A 14,721-nucleotide genomic window follows, 5' to 3' on the forward strand; every position below is an offset into this window, starting at 1 on the left:
GCTCGTGAGCCCACCCGTCGACGCCCCGGAGGCGATGCTGCCGGCGGGATCGCTGCTGCTCCACGTCGGGCCGCCCAAGACCGGCTCCACGACCCTGCAGGCGGCGTTCGACCGGAACCGGCAGGCTCTGGCCGAGCGCGGGGTCGTCTACGCCGGCGAGGGGGAGCGCCCGAGGATGGCGGTCCGCGAGCTCGTCGGCCGGGACAGGCACACCCGCATCGCGACCGGGGCCTGGGACGGTCTGGTCGCCGAGGTGCGGGCGGCAGGTGAGGCGACGGTCGTGGTCAGCAACGAGACCCTGGCCTTCGCGAAGCGACCGGCCGCAGAGCGCGCCGTCCGCGAACTGGGGGGCGAGCGCGCGCACGTGGTCATGGTGGTGCGTCCGATCGCGCGCCTGCTGCCCTCCCAGTGGCAGCAGCGGGTCCGCAACCAGCCCACGATGCCGCCGTACGAGGAGTGGTTGCGGGCGGTGCTCTCCGATGATCCGGAGGATCGCCACCACCGGCACTTCTGGCGGGTGCACGACCTCGGCCGTCAGGTCCGACGGTGGTCGAGGGCCGCCGCCCCCGACCGGGTCGTGGCCGTCGTGTCCGACGAGGGCGACCGGGCGTTCCTGCCCCGCACCTTCGAGGCGCTGCTGGGCCTCCCCTCGGGACTGCTGGCCGCACCCAAGGCGGTGCACAACGTGTCGCTGCGGCACGGCGGGGCGGAGCTGGTGCGCGCGCTGTACCACAGCGTCCGCGAGCGGGGCTGGGACGAGGGGATGCTCCCGGACGAGCTCAAGGAGAGGATCGTGCGGGGCATCGCCACCTCCCCGGCGGGCGCCCGCGACGTCCCGATCCGGTTGCCCGCCTGGGCCGCGGACCGGGTCGCCGAGCTCGACGCCCAGCGAGCCGAGGTGCTCGCGAGCTCGGACGTCCGGGTGATCGGCGACCCTGGGTCCCTGCGGGACCGGCCCGAGCACGGCTCCGCCGAGGAGGCGGCCGCGCCCACGACGGTGCCCATCGAGCTCGCGGTCGAGGCCCTCGCGGCAGCGATCGCCCGGGACCCGAGGGCCGACGGGAGCCCCTAGCCGCCGGCCAGGGTCTGGCTAGGGTGTGGCCATGACCGACCAGCCCAGCCCCGAGCACCGGGTCCCCGACGGCGTCGACCGGGCCACGGTGGAGGCCGTGGGCCGGTTGACCGAGGGCCTGGAGACGATCGAGCGGGCCCGGGGTCACCTCTACTCCTTCCACCAGCTGACCGGCGCCGCGGACTTCCAGATCGGCGACGCCGCCGAGCAGCTCCGGGCCGCGGGTCACGGCGACCTCGCCGACCGCATCGAGCGCGAGCTCGTCGGCCGCAACGTGATCGAGGGGCGCTGGACCTTCCAGGTCGTCGAGGAGTACGACGACGGCTACTGGTCGGCGGTCCGGGAGACCGAGCGGTCGGTCCGCGAGGAGCTGCTGGACGGCCGGCGGCACGTGTTCGAGGCCGGCCTCAAGGAGGAGCGGCGTACCCACGGCGACCCCCGCCACACGGCCCGCCCGGCCGGCCGGGGTGAGTGACGTCACGTGTCCGGGGGACCGCTCCCTCACCTAGCCTTCGGGGCATGATCGCCGACAAGCTCACCCTGCCCTGCGGGGCGGTCCTGCCGAACCGGCTGGCCAAGTCCGCCCTGTCCGAGCAGCTCGGCGACCGTGCGGCCGGCCCCTCGGACCGGCTGCTGCGGCTCTACGAGCGGTGGGGTGGCAGCGGGTGCGGGCTGCTGGCGACCGGCAACGTCATGGTCGACCGGTCGGCCCTGGGCGAGCCGGCCAACGTCGTGGTCGAGGACGACCGGCACGGTGCCGCGCTCACCGAATGGGCCCGGGCCGCCAAGGCCGGTGGCGCGACGGCGATCGTCCAGGTCAACCACCCCGGCCGGCAGTCGCCGCGGTCCCTCTCGCCGCGACCCGTCGCACCCTCCGCGGTCCCGCTGACCGGCATGGGCGGCGTGTTCTCCACGCCCCGGGCCCTCACCGTCGCGGAGATCGAGGCGCTGGTGCGCCGCTACGCCGCCACCTCGCGGATCGTGGTCGAGGCGGGTTTCGACGGGGTGCAGCTGCACGCCGCCCACGGGTACCTGATCAGCCAGTTCCTCTCCCCGCGCGTCAACCGGCGCGACGACCGGTACGGCGGCGACCCGGAGCGGCGCCGTTCGTTCCTGCTGGAGCTGGTCGCCGCGACCCGGGAGGCCATCGGCCGGCACCGGATCCTGTCGGTCAAGATGAACAGCGCCGACTTCCAGCGCGGCGGGTTCTCCGAGGACGAGTCGATCCTGGTCGCCCGCGACCTGGCCGACGCCGGCGTGGACCTGCTGGAGATCTCCGGCGGCACCTACGAGAAGGCCGCGATGATGGGCCTCACCCAGCGGGACAGCACCCGGGCCCGCGAGGCCTACTTCCTGGAGTTCGCCGAGAGGCTGCGGGCCGAGGTGGACATCCCCCTGTGGGTGACCGGCGGGTTCCGCTCCCGGACCGGGATGGACCAGGCGCTGTCCTCGGGCGCGGTCGACGTGATCGGCCTCGGGCGGCCGTTGGCCGTCGACCCGGAGTTCCCCCGCCGCCTCCTGGCCGGAGAGGTGGACCGGGTGGCGGAGCTGACGCCGAAGCGGGTCGGCGTGCGGAAGCTCGACGGGATGGCCGAGACCGTCTGGTACACCACCCAGCTCTGGCGGATGGGCGACGGCAAGGAGCCGGCCACCCAGCGGCACGCCGCCCTCGGGGTCGCCCACTACCTGCTCGCCGGTCAGCTGCCGGCCCTGGCCCGGGGCCGAGCCACCCGGAAGGGGTGACCGGCCGATGACGGGGGTCCGGTCCTTCCACCTGCCGGTCCTCGAGGTCCGGCACGAGACGGCCGACGCGGTCTCGGTCCTGCTCGGCACCACGCCGGAGGCCGAGGGCCACTTCGACTACCGCGCCGGCCAGTTCCTCACCGTCGCCGTGCCGAGCGAGGAGACCGGGCTGGCCGCCCGCTGCTACTCGCTGAGCAGCTCCCCGGCCGAGGACGGGCCGATGACGATCACGGTCAAGCGCACCGTGGACGGCTACGCCTCGAACTGGATCGCCGAGCACCTGGCCGCGGGCGACACCCTCCAGGTGCTCCCCCCGAGCGGCATCTTCACGCCCGCGGACCTCGACGCCGACCTGCTGCTGTTCGCCGGCGGCAGCGGGGTCACGCCGATCATCTCGATCGCCCGCACCGCCCTGGCCCGGGGGACCGGTCGGATCGTGGTGCTCTACGCCAACCGCGACGAGTCCTCGGTCATCTTCGCGCCCGAGTGGGCCGCGCTCGCGGCCGCGCACCCCGACCGGCTCCAGGTCGTCCACTGGCTCGAGTCGGTCCAGGGCCTGCCGAGCCAGGACCAGCTGCGGGCGTTCGCGGCCGAGCGGACGTCGTACGACGCGTTCTGCTGCGGGCCGGCACCGTTCATGAAGAGCGTGTCCCTGGCGCTGCGCTCGCTGGACTTCCCGCGGGCCCGCCGACACCAGGAGAAGTTCGTCTCGCTGGGCGGCAACCCGTTCGCCTGAGGCCCCAGGTGCGGCGGAGGCGCGGGCGCGGCCGGAACTACGACCCTGTAGTTCAGCCGAACCGCTTGCCGGGGCTCCGGTCCATCGTGTGACATGTGAGCCTGATGTGAAAGTTGTTGCCTCTCGAGGAGCTCCGCCGTGCCTGTGCCCACCCTCCGCCGTCCCCACGGTCGCCCCCTCGGGACCCGCACCGGGTGGCTGCGACCCGTCGGCATGCTGGCCGCCGTCGCCCTGCTCGCGGCCGGCCTGGCGGGGGTGCCGGCCTCGGCCGGTGCCGCCCCACCGGACCGCTACAGCCCGCGGCCGGGGGTGATCTTCAACAAGCCGATCGGCACCCGCGCGAAGCAGTACCGGCTGTTCACCCACATCAACCGCTCCATCAACAGCGCACCGCGGCGCTCGGTGATCCGGATCGCGGTGTTCTCGTTCTCCGACATGCGCACGGCCGACAACCTGATCGCCGCGCACCGGCGCGGAGTGGCCGTGAAGCTGGTCTTCGACGACCACGCCGTGTGGGACGCCCAGCGCAAGCTCACCCGGGTCCTCGGCACGAACCCCAGGGCCCGGTCGTTCGCGGTGACCTGCGAGAAGAGCTGCCGCAGCACCGGCGGCGAGATGCACGGGAAGTTCTTCCAGTTCTACCGGACCGGCGGCGTCAAGCACGTGACGATGGTGGGCTCCAACAACCTGACCAGCCACAACGCCGAGCGCCAGTGGAGCGACCTGCTGACCTTCGCGCGGAACCGCGAGGTGTACCGGACCTTCCGCGGCTGGTTCAACGAGCTCAAGTGGGACACGCCCGTGGAGCGTCCCCGGATCGCCGAGCTGCACGACAAGCACCTGGTCCTGATCACGCCGAACAACGACGACGCCGAGGACGGCGACCCGGCGCTGAACGCGCTGCGCCCGGTGGTGTGCCGCTACGAGGACGGCGACCGGACCCGGTCGACCCGGGTGATGATCTCCGCGCACGCCTGGTTCGGCCCGCGCGGCCACCGGATCGGCCAGCGGGTCGCCCAGCTCGCCGACGAGGGCTGCCGGGTGCGGGTGTTCTACGCGGACGAGGCCTTCGGCAACGAGATCGAGAAGATGCTGCGGGCGACCTCGGCGACGCTGCGCACCTCACGGCACAAGGGGGTCCGGACCCACCAGAAGCTGCTGATCGTCCAGGGCCGCTACGGCGGCAACTCCGACGCGCACTACGCGTGGACCGGCTCCCACAACTGGACGCCGTGGGCCCTGAAGCTCGACGACATCATCGTGCGGACCGCACGGCGCAGCGTGGTGAAGGACTACATCCGGCACTTCGGGTGGATGTTCCGCAACGCCTGAGCGGGAGAGCCGCTCGGCCTTCACCCGGTCTCGGCGCGTCAGGCTCTACGTTCTGCAGGTTCTACGGCCCCAGAACCTGCAGAACGTAGAGCCTGACCTCACCAGCCGCGCTCGCGCCACTCGGCCAGGTGCGGCCGCTCGTCGCCGAGCCGGCCGTCGTTGCCGTGACCGGGGTAGAACCAGGTGTCGTCGGGCAGCCGGTCGAACACCTTGGTCTCGACCTCGTGCACCAGCGTGGCGAAGGCCTGCTCGTCGCCGAAGGTGTTGCCGACACCGCCGGGAAACAGCGAGTCGCCGGTGAACAGGTGCGCGTGCCCGTCCGGGTCGGCGTACAGCAGCGCCACCGAGCCGGGGGTGTGCCCGGCGATCGCCAGCACCTCCAGGCTCTGGTCGCCGACCACGATCCGGTCGCCGTGCTGGAGCCGGACGTCGACGGCGATGCCGGTCTGCTCGGAGATCGCGTCCGCGTCCGGCGCCCCGGCGTACGTCGTCGCGCCGGTCGCCGCGACCACCTCGGCCAGGCCGCGGTGGTGGTCCCAGTGCTGGTGGGTGGTCACCACCCCCTCGAGCGCCGCGTCGCACAGCCGCAGCAGCGCCGCGGCGTCGTCGGCCGCGTCGACCAGCACCGACTCGCCGGTGGACCGGCAGGTCAGCAGGTAGCAGTTGTTGGACATCTGCGGGTCGACGGCGAGCTTGGTGATCCTGAGGTGGGGGAGCTCCCGGACGTCCGGGGCCCCGCCCGGCGTCACGTCGCCGGTGTACGTCGTGTCCATGGGCCCAGCGTAGGCAACTCCCCGTCGGTGGTGAGGCCGCGGCCCTCCCCGCGACCGAGCAGCCACCAGGTCAGGTCGGCCCGGCTGCCGGTCACCGCCGGGCCGTAGCCGCTGCCGATCAGGACGTCACCGTCGGGTGTGCGCAGCATCATCGAGGGACCGTCCTGGCGGTCGTCGACGACGGTGTTGAACGCCCGGTCGAGGAACGCGTCCGGCCAGTCGCCCGGGCCGTAGTCGCACCCGAGGTCGGCGTGGTGGATCTCCACCTCGAACAGCCGCATCCCCACCGAAGCCGCGGCGGTGAGGCGGCGGCCGCCGGGGAAGAGCTCGAGGACCGCGTCCGGGTCCGGTGCGTGCTCGGCGGCATCCCGCCACCGTCCGCAGGCATCGAGGGAGAACTCCCGCAGGTCGTCGGCGGGGAGCGCCGCGGTCTCCTCGATGCCGGCCTCACGGGCCTCGGGGGAGTCGTAGACCGGCACCGGCGCGGACCGCCGGGCGCCGTCCAGGGCCCGGGTGAAGCCCAGGGCGTGCCGGGCCAGGTGCGCGACGACGTGGGCGCGGCTCCATCCCGGCAGCAGGCTGGGCTCGGCCAGGCTCTCCGATGTCAGCCCGTCGAGGGTGCGCAGGTACCGTGTGGTGGCGTCGTACACCTCGGTGAGGTCGGGCTGCGGATCGTCCATGGGCGAAGCCTTCCACGCCGGTCACCGCGCGTCGAACGAACACCTGTTCGACTGCGCGGCTAGGATGTCCGCGACGCAGCAGTCCCGCACTCGTCCCCGTCCGCCCGCCCCACCAGGAACCGCTACCACCATGGCCGACCAGCTGATCATCCGCGGCGCCCGCGAGCACAACCTGAAGGACATCTCGCTGGACCTCCCGCGCGATGCCCTCATCGTGTTCACCGGCCTGTCCGGCTCCGGCAAGTCGAGCCTGGCCTTCGACACGATCTTCGCCGAGGGGCAGCGCCGGTACGTCGAGTCGCTCTCGGCCTACGCGCGTCAGTTCCTCGGCCAGATGGACAAGCCCGACGTGGACTTCATCGAGGGGCTCTCCCCGGCCGTCTCGATCGACCAGAAGTCCACCTCCAAGAACCCGCGCTCCACCGTCGGCACGATCACCGAGGTCTACGACTACCTGCGCCTGCTCTACGCCCGGGCCGGTCGGCCGCACTGCCCGGTCTGCGGCGCCCCGATCGAGCGGCAGACGCCGCAGCAGATCGTCGACCGGATCATGACGATCGAGGAGGGCACCCGCTTCCAGGTGCTGGCGCCGGTGATCCGGGGCCGCAAGGGGGAGTACGTCGAGCTGTTCCGGTCGCTGCAGTCCCAGGGCTTCTCGCGGGCCCGGATCGACGGCGAGACGCACACCCTCGACACGGTCCTGGCCGACGGGCCGAAGCTCGACAAGCAGAAGAAGCACACGATCGAGGTGGTCGTCGACCGGCTGGCGGTCAAGGCGTCGGCCAAGCGGCGGCTCACCGACTCGGTGGAGACCGCGCTGCAGCTGGCTGCCGGGCTGGTGCTCTTCGACTTCGTGGACCGCGACGCCTCCGCCGAGGACCGCGAGCTGAAGTTCTCGGAGAAGATGGCCTGCCCCAACGAGCACGCCCTCGAGACCGACGAGCTGGAGCCGCGGTCGTTCTCGTTCAACTCGCCGTTCGGCGCCTGCACGGTCTGCCACGGACTCGGCACCCGGATGGAGGTCGACCCCGAGCTGGTGATCAGCGACCCCGCGGCCACGCTCGGCGAGGGCGTCATCCAGCCGTGGAGCGGCGCGCACGTCGCCGACTACTTCATCCGACTGCTCGGCGCCCTCGGCGAGGAGCTCGGCTTCGACCTCGACACGCCGTGGGAGAAGCTGCCCGCCAAGATCCGCACGATCATCCTCGACGGGCACCGGACCAAGGTGCACGTCCGCAGCCGCAACCGCTACGGGCGGGAGCGGTCCTACCACGCCGCCTACGAGGGGGTCCGGCCCTACATCGAGCGCCGGCACCGCGAGGCCGAGACCGACACCAGCCGGGAGCGCTTCGAGGGCTTCATGCGCGAGGTGCCGTGCCCGGCCTGCTCGGGGAGCCGGCTGCGACCGGTGTCGATGGCGGTCACCCTCGGCAGTCGCGAGGCGGGCGGCCTGAACATCGCCGAGCTGTGCGCGCTGCCGATCAACGAGACCGCCGAGCACCTGCGCGGGCTCGACCTGTCGGTGCGCGAGCGGCAGATCGGCGAGCGGGTGCTCAAGGAGATCCAGGAGCGGCTCAACTTCCTCCTCGACGTCGGCCTCGACTACCTCAGCCTGGACCGTCCGTCCGGCTCGCTGTCCGGCGGCGAGGCGCAGCGGATCCGGCTGGCCACCCAGATCGGCGCCGGCCTGGTCGGGGTGCTCTACGTCCTCGACGAGCCGTCGATCGGTCTGCACCAGCGCGACAACCAGCGGCTCATCGAGACCCTGGTCCGGCTCCGCGACCTGGGCAACACCCTGATCGTCGTCGAGCACGACGAGGACACGATCCGGGCCGCCGACTGGGTCGTCGACATCGGCCCCGGCGCCGGCGAGCACGGCGGGCAGGTCGTCGTCTCCGGCACGGTCAAGGAGCTGCTCTCGCACGCCGACTCCTCCACCGGCGCCTACCTCGACGGGCGCCGGCAGATCCCGCTGCCGGAGGTACGGCGCCCGCGCACCAAGGGCCGTCAGCTCACCGTGCACGGCGCCCGGGAGCACAACCTCCAGGACGTCACCGTCGACTTCCCCCTCGGCCTGTTCGTGGCGGTCACCGGCGTCTCCGGGTCCGGCAAGTCGACCCTGGTCAACGACATCCTCTACACCAGTCTCGCGAAGCAGATCTACAACGCCCGGACCGTCCCCGGACGGCACCGCAGGATCACCGGGACCGAGCACGTCGACAAGGTGATCCACGTCGACCAGTCCCCGATCGGGCGGACCCCGCGCAGCAACCCGGCGACGTACACCGGGGTGTTCGACCACATCCGCAAGCTCTTCGCCTCCACCCCCGAGGCCAAGATGCGCGGCTACCTCCAGGGCCGGTTCTCCTTCAACGTCAAGGGCGGGCGCTGCGAGGCGTGCGCCGGCGACGGCACGATCAAGATCGAGATGAACTTCCTGCCCGACGTCTACGTGCCCTGCGAGGTCTGCCACGGCGCCCGGTACAACCGGGAGACGCTCGAGGTGCACTACAAGGGCAAGACCATCGCCGAGGTCCTCGACATGCCGATCGAGGAGGCGGGGGAGTTCTTCGCCGCCGTGCCGGCGATCTCCCGGCACATGAAGACGCTCGGCGAGGTGGGGCTCGGCTACGTCCGGCTCGGGCAGCCGGCGACCACGCTCTCGGGCGGCGAGGCGCAGCGGGTGAAGCTCTCCTCCGAGCTTCAGAAGCGCTCGACCGGCAGCACCGTCTACGTGCTCGACGAGCCCACCACGGGTCTCCACTTCGAGGACATCCGCAAGCTCCTCGGCGTGCTGTCCAGTCTGGTCGACAAGGGCAACACGGTCCTGGTCATCGAGCACAACCTCGACGTGATCAAGACCGCCGACTGGCTGGTCGACATGGGCCCCGAGGGGGGCTCGCGCGGCGGCCTGGTGGTCGCCACCGGGACCCCGGAGCAGGTCGCGAAGGACCCGGCGAGCCACACCGGCCGCTTCCTCGCCCCGCTACTCTGAGGGCCATGAGCCTGAATCGCCGCCATGTCCTCGGCTCCGGGGCCGTCCTCGGTCTGTCGCTTCCGGTCCTCGCCGCCTGCGGCGGCGACAGTGGCGACGGGGGCGACAGCAGCGGCGCCGACTCGGGGGCGGACTCCGGTTCCGGCGACGGCGGCGGTGACGCGCCGGACGCCGGCTCGTCGCTGGCCAGCACCGACCAGGTGCCGGTCGGGGGTGGCGTCATCCTCGCCGAGGTGGTGCTGACCCAGCCCACCGAGGGGGAGTTCAAGGCGTTCACCAACGTCTGCACCCACCAGGGCTGCAAGGTGAGCTCGGTCGAGACCACGATCAACTGCCAGTGCCACGGCAGCGCGTTCTCGATCACCGACGGGTCGGTCGAGGCCGGGCCCGCGAACGCGCCTCTCGAGGAGGTCGCGATCACCGTCGACGGCGACGAGATCAGCACCGCCTGACCTCGCGCACCACCACCGCCGACGTCGGTGCGTCCCCGTAGGGTTGGGGCGTGGCCGGCTCCCGTTCTCCGTTGTCCTACCGCCCCGAGCCGGGGTCGATCCCGACCCAGCCCGGCGTGTACCGGTTCCGGGACTCCCAGCAGCGGGTCGTCTACGTCGGCAAGGCGAAGAACCTCCGCGCCCGGCTGTCGTCGTACTTCCAGGACGTCGGGCACCTGCACCCGCGCACGGCGACGATGGTGACCACCGCCGCGAGCGTGGAGTGGACGGTGGTCAACACCGAGGTCGAGGCGCTCCAGCTGGAGTACTCCTGGATCAAGGAGTTCGACCCCCGCTTCAACGTGAAGTACCGCGACGACAAGTCCTACCCGTGGCTGGCGGTCACGATGGACGAGGAGTTCCCGCGGGTGATGGTCGGTCGCGGCGCCAAGAAGAAGGGGTGGCGCTACTTCGGCCCGTACAGCCACGCCTGGGCGATCCGGGAGACCGTCGACCTGCTGCTCCGGGTGTTCCCGATGCGCTCGTGCAGCAAGGGCGTCTTCAACCGGTCCGCCCAGATCGGCCGACCCTGCCTGCTCGGCTACATCGACAAGTGCTCGGCCCCCTGCGTCGGCAGCGTCAGCGCCGAGGAGCACCGGGCGATCGTCGACGACTTCTGCGACTTCATGGGTGGCCGCACCAGCGCCTTCCTCAAGCGCGTCGAGAAGCAGATGTACGCCGCCTCGCAGGCCCAGGACTACGAGAGGGCGGCCCGGCTCCGCGACGACCTCGGCGCGCTGAACAAGGCGCTGGAGAAGCAGGCCGTCGTGCTCGGCGACGGCACCGACGCCGACGTCGTGGCCCTCGCCGAGGACCCGCTCGAGGTGGCGGTGCAGATCTTCTACGTCCGCGGCGGTCGGATCCGCGGGCAGCGCGGCTGGGTGGCCGACCGGGTCGAGGAGGGCGGCACGGACGTGCTCGTCGAGCACTTCCTCCTCCAGCTCTACGCCGGCGAGGAGGGGGACTCCATCCCGCGCGAGATCCTGGTGCCGACGCTTCCCCCGGACCCGGTCACGCTGGAGACGCTGCTCGAGGAGCGACGCGGCGGCCGGGTCTCGATCCGGGTCCCGCAGCGCGGCGACAAGCGCACTCTCCAGGAGACCGTGGCCCGCAACGCCAGCCAGTCCCTGGTCCTGCACAAGACCCGCCGCGCCAGCGACCTCACCACCCGCAACCGGGCGCTCGAGGAGATCCAGCAGGCGCTGGAGCTGCCCGAGGTGCCGCTGCGGATCGAGTGCTACGACGTGTCGAACCTCCAGGGCACCGAGGTGGTGGCCAGCATGGTGGTCTTCGAGGACGGGTTGGCCCGCAAGGGCGAGTACCGCCGGTTCGTGATCCGCGGGGTCGAGGGCCAGAACGACGTGGCGTCGATGCACGAGGTGATCACCCGACGCTTCCGCCGACTGCTCGACGAGCGGGCCCGCACCGGCGACCTCGAGCCGGTCGGCGACGGGGGAGCGGAAGCCGGCGAGTCGGGGCCGATGCTGGTCGACCCCGAGACCGGGCGGCCCCGGAAGTTCGCCTACGCGCCGGGCCTGGTCGTGGTGGACGGCGGCCCGCCGCAGGTGGCCGCCGCCGCCCGCGCGCTCGACGAGCTCGGCATCGACGACATCCCGGTGTGCGGGCTGGCCAAGCGGCTCGAGGAGGTGTGGCTGCCGGGCTCGGTGGAGGGCTCGGAGGAGCCGGTGATCCTCCCGCGCAGCTCCGAGGGGCTCTACCTGCTCCAGCGGATCCGGGACGAGGCACACCGGTTCGCGATCACCCACCACCGCGGCCGCCGGTCGAAGACGATGGTGGAGAGCGTCCTGGACGACGTCCCCGGCCTGGGCGAGGTCCGCCGCCGGACGCTGATCAAGCACTTCGGGTCGCTGCGCAAGCTGCGGGCCGCGACCGTGGAGGAGATCGCCACCGTGCCCGGCATCGGACCGACCACCGCGTCGGCCATCAAGGATGCGGTCGCTGCCGGGAGCGGCCAGACTGTCGCCGTCAACACCGCGACCGGAGAGATCGAGGAGAGCTGATGACCCCAGCGGGGGATGTGGCAGGGACCGAGGAGCCGCGCGGCGAGCTGGTCGTGGTCACGGGCATGACCGGTGCCGGGCGGAGCACGGCCGCGAAGGAGCTGGAGGACCTCGGCTTCTACGTGGTGGACAACCTGCCGCCGACGCTGGTGCGCGACGTGGTCCGCCTGGTCGACGAGAGCAAGGGGGTGCGGATGCCGATCGCGGTGGTCGTCGACGTCCGGTCCGGCTCGTTCTTCGCCTCGCTCCAGGCCAACCTCGCCCAGGGCGCCACCGGGCGTCGGACCACGTTGCTGTTCCTCGAGGCCGACGACGACGTCCTGGTGCGACGCCAGGAGGCAGCCCGACGCCCGCACCCGCTGCAGCAGGGCGGCCGGCTGCTGGACGGGCTGCACCGTGAGCGGGTGGTCCTCGCGGACCTGCGGGGGGACGCGGACGTGGTGATCGACACCAGCAACCTCAACGTGCACCAGCTGACCGACAAGGTCGCCGAGGCCTTCGGCACGCCGGAGACGGTCACGCTGAAGATCACCGTGGTCAGCTTCGGCTTCAAGTACGGCATCCCGGTCGACGCCGACTTCCTGGCCGACATGCGGTTCCTGCCGAACCCGTTCTGGGTCCCCGAGCTGCGGCCGCTGAACGGCCGCGACGAGGCGGTCTCGACGTACGTCCAGGGTCGCCCGGGCGCGACCGAGTTCCTCGACGGCTACGTGCCCCTGATCGGTGGTGTCGCGGCCGGCTACCTGCGCGAGGGCAAGCGCTTCATGACGGTGGCCGTGGGGTGCACCGGCGGCAAGCACCGCAGCGTGGCCATGACCGAGGAGATCACCCGCCGGCTGGTCGCCGAGGGGTACGACGCCCGCGCGACGCACCGCGACCTGGGCAGGGAGTGAGCGTCGGGTGACCGACCCGGAGGGCCCGTCGGTCGTCGCCCTCGGCGGCGGTCACGGCCTGCACGCCACGCTGTCCGCGCTCCGCCGGGTCACCGGCGACGTCACCGCCGTGGTCACCGTGGCCGACAACGGCGGCTCGTCGGGCCGGTTGCGCGGCGAGTTCGGGGTGTTGCCGCCCGGGGACCTGCGCATGGCCCTGGCCGCCCTGTGCGGCGACGACGACTGGGGGCAGACCTGGGCGCGGGTGCTGCAGCACCGCTTCGACGGCCAGGGGGAGATGAAGGGCCACGTCGTCGGGAACCTGCTCATCGTGGCGCTCTGGGAGCTGCTCGGCGAGCACGTCGACGGGTTGGACTGGGTAGCTCGGCTCCTCGACGCCCGGGGCCGGGTGCTGCCGATGGCGATCACGCCCATGGACATCACCGCGGAGGTGCGCGGCGCCGACCCGGCCGAGCCGGACCGGGTCAGCCTGGTCCGCGGGCAGGTGCAGGTGGCCACGACCGCAGGCAGGCTGACCTCGATCAGGCTGGACCCGCCGGACCCGTCCGCGTGCCCCGAGGCGGTCGCGGCGGTGCGGGCGGCGGACTGGGTCGTGCTCGGCCCGGGCAGCTGGTACACCTCGGTGATCCCGCACCTGATGGTGCCCGACCTCCGCGCGGCGCTGGAGCAGACCGCGGCCCGCCGGCTGGTCGTGCTCAACCTCGGCGAGCAGACCGGCGAGACCAGCGGATACGGCCCGGAGGACCACCTCGGGGCGCTCTTCGAGCACGCCCCGGACCTGCGCGTGGACGCCGTCCTGGTCGACCCCACCTCGGTGCGGGACCACGACCCGCTGGAGGGGGCGGTCGCCAGTGCCGGCGCCCGGCTGGTGGTGGCCGACGTGGCTCTCGGGGACGGCACGCCACGTCACGACCCGGTCAAGCTGTCCCGGGTCTGCGCACGGATCTTCGGGAATGTGTCAGGATCAGCCGCATGGCGATGACAGCACAGGTGAAGTCTGAGCTGGCGAGCACCCAGGCCACGAAGACCTGCTGCCGCAAGGCCGAGGTCTCCACCACCCTCCGCTTCGCCGGTGGCCTGCACATCGTGAGCGGTCGGATCGTGGTCGAGGCGGAGCTGGACACCGGCGCCGCTGCCCGCCGCCTGCGCACCGACCTCGCGGAGGTCTTCGGGCACCCCTCCGAGGTCGCCGTCGTGCAGGGCAACGGGATCCGCAAGGGCAGCCGCTACGTGCTGCGCGTGGTCAAGGACGGCGAGGCGCTGGCCCGCCAGACCGGGCTGCTCGACCAGCGGGGCCGCCCGGTGCGCGGGCTGCCGCCCCAGGTCGTCTCCGGCGGTGGCTGCGACGCCGTCGCCGCCTGGCGCGGGGCCTTCCTCGCCCACGGCTCCCTGACCGAGCCGGGCCGGTCCTCCTCGCTCGAGGTGACCTGCCCGGGCCCTGAGGCCGCCCTCGCCCTCGTCGGCGTCGCCCGCCGGCTCGGCATCCAGGCCAAGGCGCGCGAGGTGCGCGGCGTGGACCGGGTGGTGATCCGCGACGGCGACGCCATCGGCGCCCTGCTGACCCGGCTCGGTGCGCACGAGTCGCTGATGGCCTGGGAGGAGCGCCGGATGCGACGCGAGGTGCGGGCCACGGCCAACCGGCTCGCGAACTTCGACGACGCCAACCTGCGCCGCTCGGCCCGGGCCGCGGTCGCCGCCGGCGCCCGCGTGGAGCGGGCCCTGGAGATCCTGGCCGACGAGGTCCCCGACCACCTGAGGCTGGCCGGTCACCTGCGCCTGGAGCACAAGCAGGCCTCGCTGGAGGAGCTCGGGCAGCTGCACGAGCCGGTGCTCACCAAGGACGCGATCGCCGGCCGGATCCGCCGGCTGCTGGCCATGGCCGACAAGCGCGCCGAGGAGCTCGGCATCCCCGACACCGAGTCCTCGCTGACCGCGGAGATGCTGGCCGACGAGGGCTGAGCCCGGGGCCCGGCTCCGGGCGCCGC

General features: G+C 72.6%; 13 protein-coding genes. 11 read left to right on the forward strand and 2 right to left on the reverse strand.

From position 1 onward, the window contains the following. Nucleotides 1-4: 4 nt before the first annotated feature. The 5 genes from IE331_RS06955 to IE331_RS06975 all read left to right on the forward strand — a co-directional run bounded on the left by IE331_RS06955 (nucleotide 5) and on the right by IE331_RS06975 (nucleotide 4,883). Nucleotides 5-1,072 (forward strand): hypothetical protein, encoded by a 1,068-nt coding sequence (locus tag IE331_RS06955; RefSeq protein WP_192141998.1) that lies wholly within the window; start codon nucleotides 5-7, stop codon nucleotides 1,070-1,072. Nucleotides 1,073-1,103: 31 nt separating this feature from the next. Beyond that, nucleotides 1,104-1,547: a hypothetical protein gene (locus IE331_RS06960; protein WP_192142000.1), complete on the forward strand. Its 444-nt coding sequence runs from the start codon at nucleotides 1,104-1,106 to the stop codon at nucleotides 1,545-1,547. Between the two features lie 44 nt (nucleotides 1,548-1,591). Continuing rightward, the gene (locus IE331_RS06965; RefSeq protein ID WP_192142002.1) at nucleotides 1,592-2,815 is read left to right on the forward strand and encodes an NADH:flavin oxidoreductase/NADH oxidase family protein; all 1,224 of its coding nucleotides are present in this window, start codon (nucleotides 1,592-1,594) and stop codon (nucleotides 2,813-2,815) included. Nucleotides 2,816-2,822: 7 nt separating this feature from the next. Next, nucleotides 2,823-3,551, forward strand: coding sequence for an FAD-binding oxidoreductase (locus IE331_RS06970; RefSeq protein ID WP_192142004.1), 729 nt, complete (start codon nucleotides 2,823-2,825; stop codon nucleotides 3,549-3,551). Nucleotides 3,552-3,689: 138 nt separating this feature from the next. Next, on the forward strand, nucleotides 3,690-4,883 hold the full coding sequence (locus IE331_RS06975; protein WP_192142005.1) for a phospholipase D-like domain-containing protein: 1,194 nt from the start codon (nucleotides 3,690-3,692) through the stop codon (nucleotides 4,881-4,883). A gap of 98 nt (nucleotides 4,884-4,981) precedes the next feature. Here IE331_RS06975 and IE331_RS06980 read toward each other — a convergent pair whose 3' ends face one another. Both IE331_RS06980 and IE331_RS06985 read right to left on the reverse strand, forming a co-directional pair. After that, nucleotides 4,982-5,656, reverse strand: a complete 675-nt coding sequence (locus IE331_RS06980) for an MBL fold metallo-hydrolase (protein WP_192142006.1) — start codon at nucleotides 5,654-5,656, stop codon at nucleotides 4,982-4,984. Next, nucleotides 5,629-6,336 (reverse strand): maleylpyruvate isomerase family mycothiol-dependent enzyme, encoded by a 708-nt coding sequence (locus tag IE331_RS06985; protein WP_192142007.1) that lies wholly within the window; start codon nucleotides 6,334-6,336, stop codon nucleotides 5,629-5,631. The genes IE331_RS06980 and IE331_RS06985 overlap by 28 nt, the downstream gene beginning before the upstream one ends. A 130-nt stretch (nucleotides 6,337-6,466) precedes the next feature. Between IE331_RS06985 and uvrA the strand changes: the two genes are divergently transcribed. From uvrA to whiA, 6 genes are read left to right on the forward strand one after another with little or no spacing between them, the layout of a single operon-like run. Beyond that, a complete protein-coding gene (gene uvrA / locus IE331_RS06990) occupies nucleotides 6,467-9,331 on the forward strand; it encodes an excinuclease ABC subunit UvrA (RefSeq protein ID WP_192142008.1) in 2,865 nt (954 codons plus the stop codon). A gap of 5 nt (nucleotides 9,332-9,336) precedes the next feature. Beyond that, nucleotides 9,337-9,783 (forward strand): Rieske (2Fe-2S) protein, encoded by a 447-nt coding sequence (locus IE331_RS06995; protein ID WP_192142009.1) that lies wholly within the window; start codon nucleotides 9,337-9,339, stop codon nucleotides 9,781-9,783. A gap of 50 nt (nucleotides 9,784-9,833) precedes the next feature. Further along, complete coding sequence (gene uvrC / locus IE331_RS07000) at nucleotides 9,834-11,843, forward strand: excinuclease ABC subunit UvrC (RefSeq protein WP_192142010.1); 2,010 nt, start codon at nucleotides 9,834-9,836, stop codon at nucleotides 11,841-11,843. Next, entirely contained in the window at nucleotides 11,843-12,736 is an 894-nt protein-coding gene (rapZ, locus tag IE331_RS07005) for an RNase adapter RapZ (RefSeq protein ID WP_192142012.1), read from the forward strand. The genes uvrC and rapZ overlap by 1 nt, the downstream gene beginning before the upstream one ends. A gap of 7 nt (nucleotides 12,737-12,743) precedes the next feature. After that, entirely contained in the window at nucleotides 12,744-13,718 is a 975-nt protein-coding gene (locus IE331_RS07010) for a gluconeogenesis factor YvcK family protein (protein ID WP_192142014.1), read from the forward strand. Further along, a complete protein-coding gene (gene whiA / locus IE331_RS07015) occupies nucleotides 13,709-14,695 on the forward strand; it encodes a DNA-binding protein WhiA (RefSeq protein ID WP_192142016.1) in 987 nt (328 codons plus the stop codon). Before IE331_RS07010 ends, whiA begins: the two co-directional genes overlap by 10 nt. The last annotated feature ends 26 nt before the right edge of the window (nucleotides 14,696-14,721 follow it).

Origin of the sequence: Nocardioides donggukensis, from assembly GCF_014842875.1 — a bacterium.
GTDB lineage: Bacteria > Actinomycetota > Actinomycetes > Propionibacteriales > Nocardioidaceae > Nocardioides > Nocardioides donggukensis.

Coding starts and splice junctions, on each gene's coding strand:
- IE331_RS06960 (WP_192142000.1), top strand. CDS start 1,104: ATGACCGACCAGCCCAGCCCCGAGCACCGGGTCCCCGACGGCGTCGAC.
- IE331_RS06965 (WP_192142002.1), top strand. CDS start 1,592: ATGATCGCCGACAAGCTCACCCTGCCCTGCGGGGCGGTCCTGCCGAAC.
- IE331_RS06970 (WP_192142004.1), top strand. CDS start 2,823: ATGACGGGGGTCCGGTCCTTCCACCTGCCGGTCCTCGAGGTCCGGCAC.
- IE331_RS06980 (WP_192142006.1), bottom strand. CDS start 5,656: ATGGACACGACGTACACCGGCGACGTGACGCCGGGCGGGGCCCCGGAC.
- IE331_RS06985 (WP_192142007.1), bottom strand. CDS start 6,336: ATGGACGATCCGCAGCCCGACCTCACCGAGGTGTACGACGCCACCACA.
- uvrA (WP_192142008.1), top strand. CDS start 6,467: ATGGCCGACCAGCTGATCATCCGCGGCGCCCGCGAGCACAACCTGAAG.
- IE331_RS06995 (WP_192142009.1), top strand. CDS start 9,337: ATGAGCCTGAATCGCCGCCATGTCCTCGGCTCCGGGGCCGTCCTCGGT.
- rapZ (WP_192142012.1), top strand. CDS start 11,843: ATGACCCCAGCGGGGGATGTGGCAGGGACCGAGGAGCCGCGCGGCGAG.
- whiA (WP_192142016.1), top strand. CDS start 13,709: ATGGCGATGACAGCACAGGTGAAGTCTGAGCTGGCGAGCACCCAGGCC.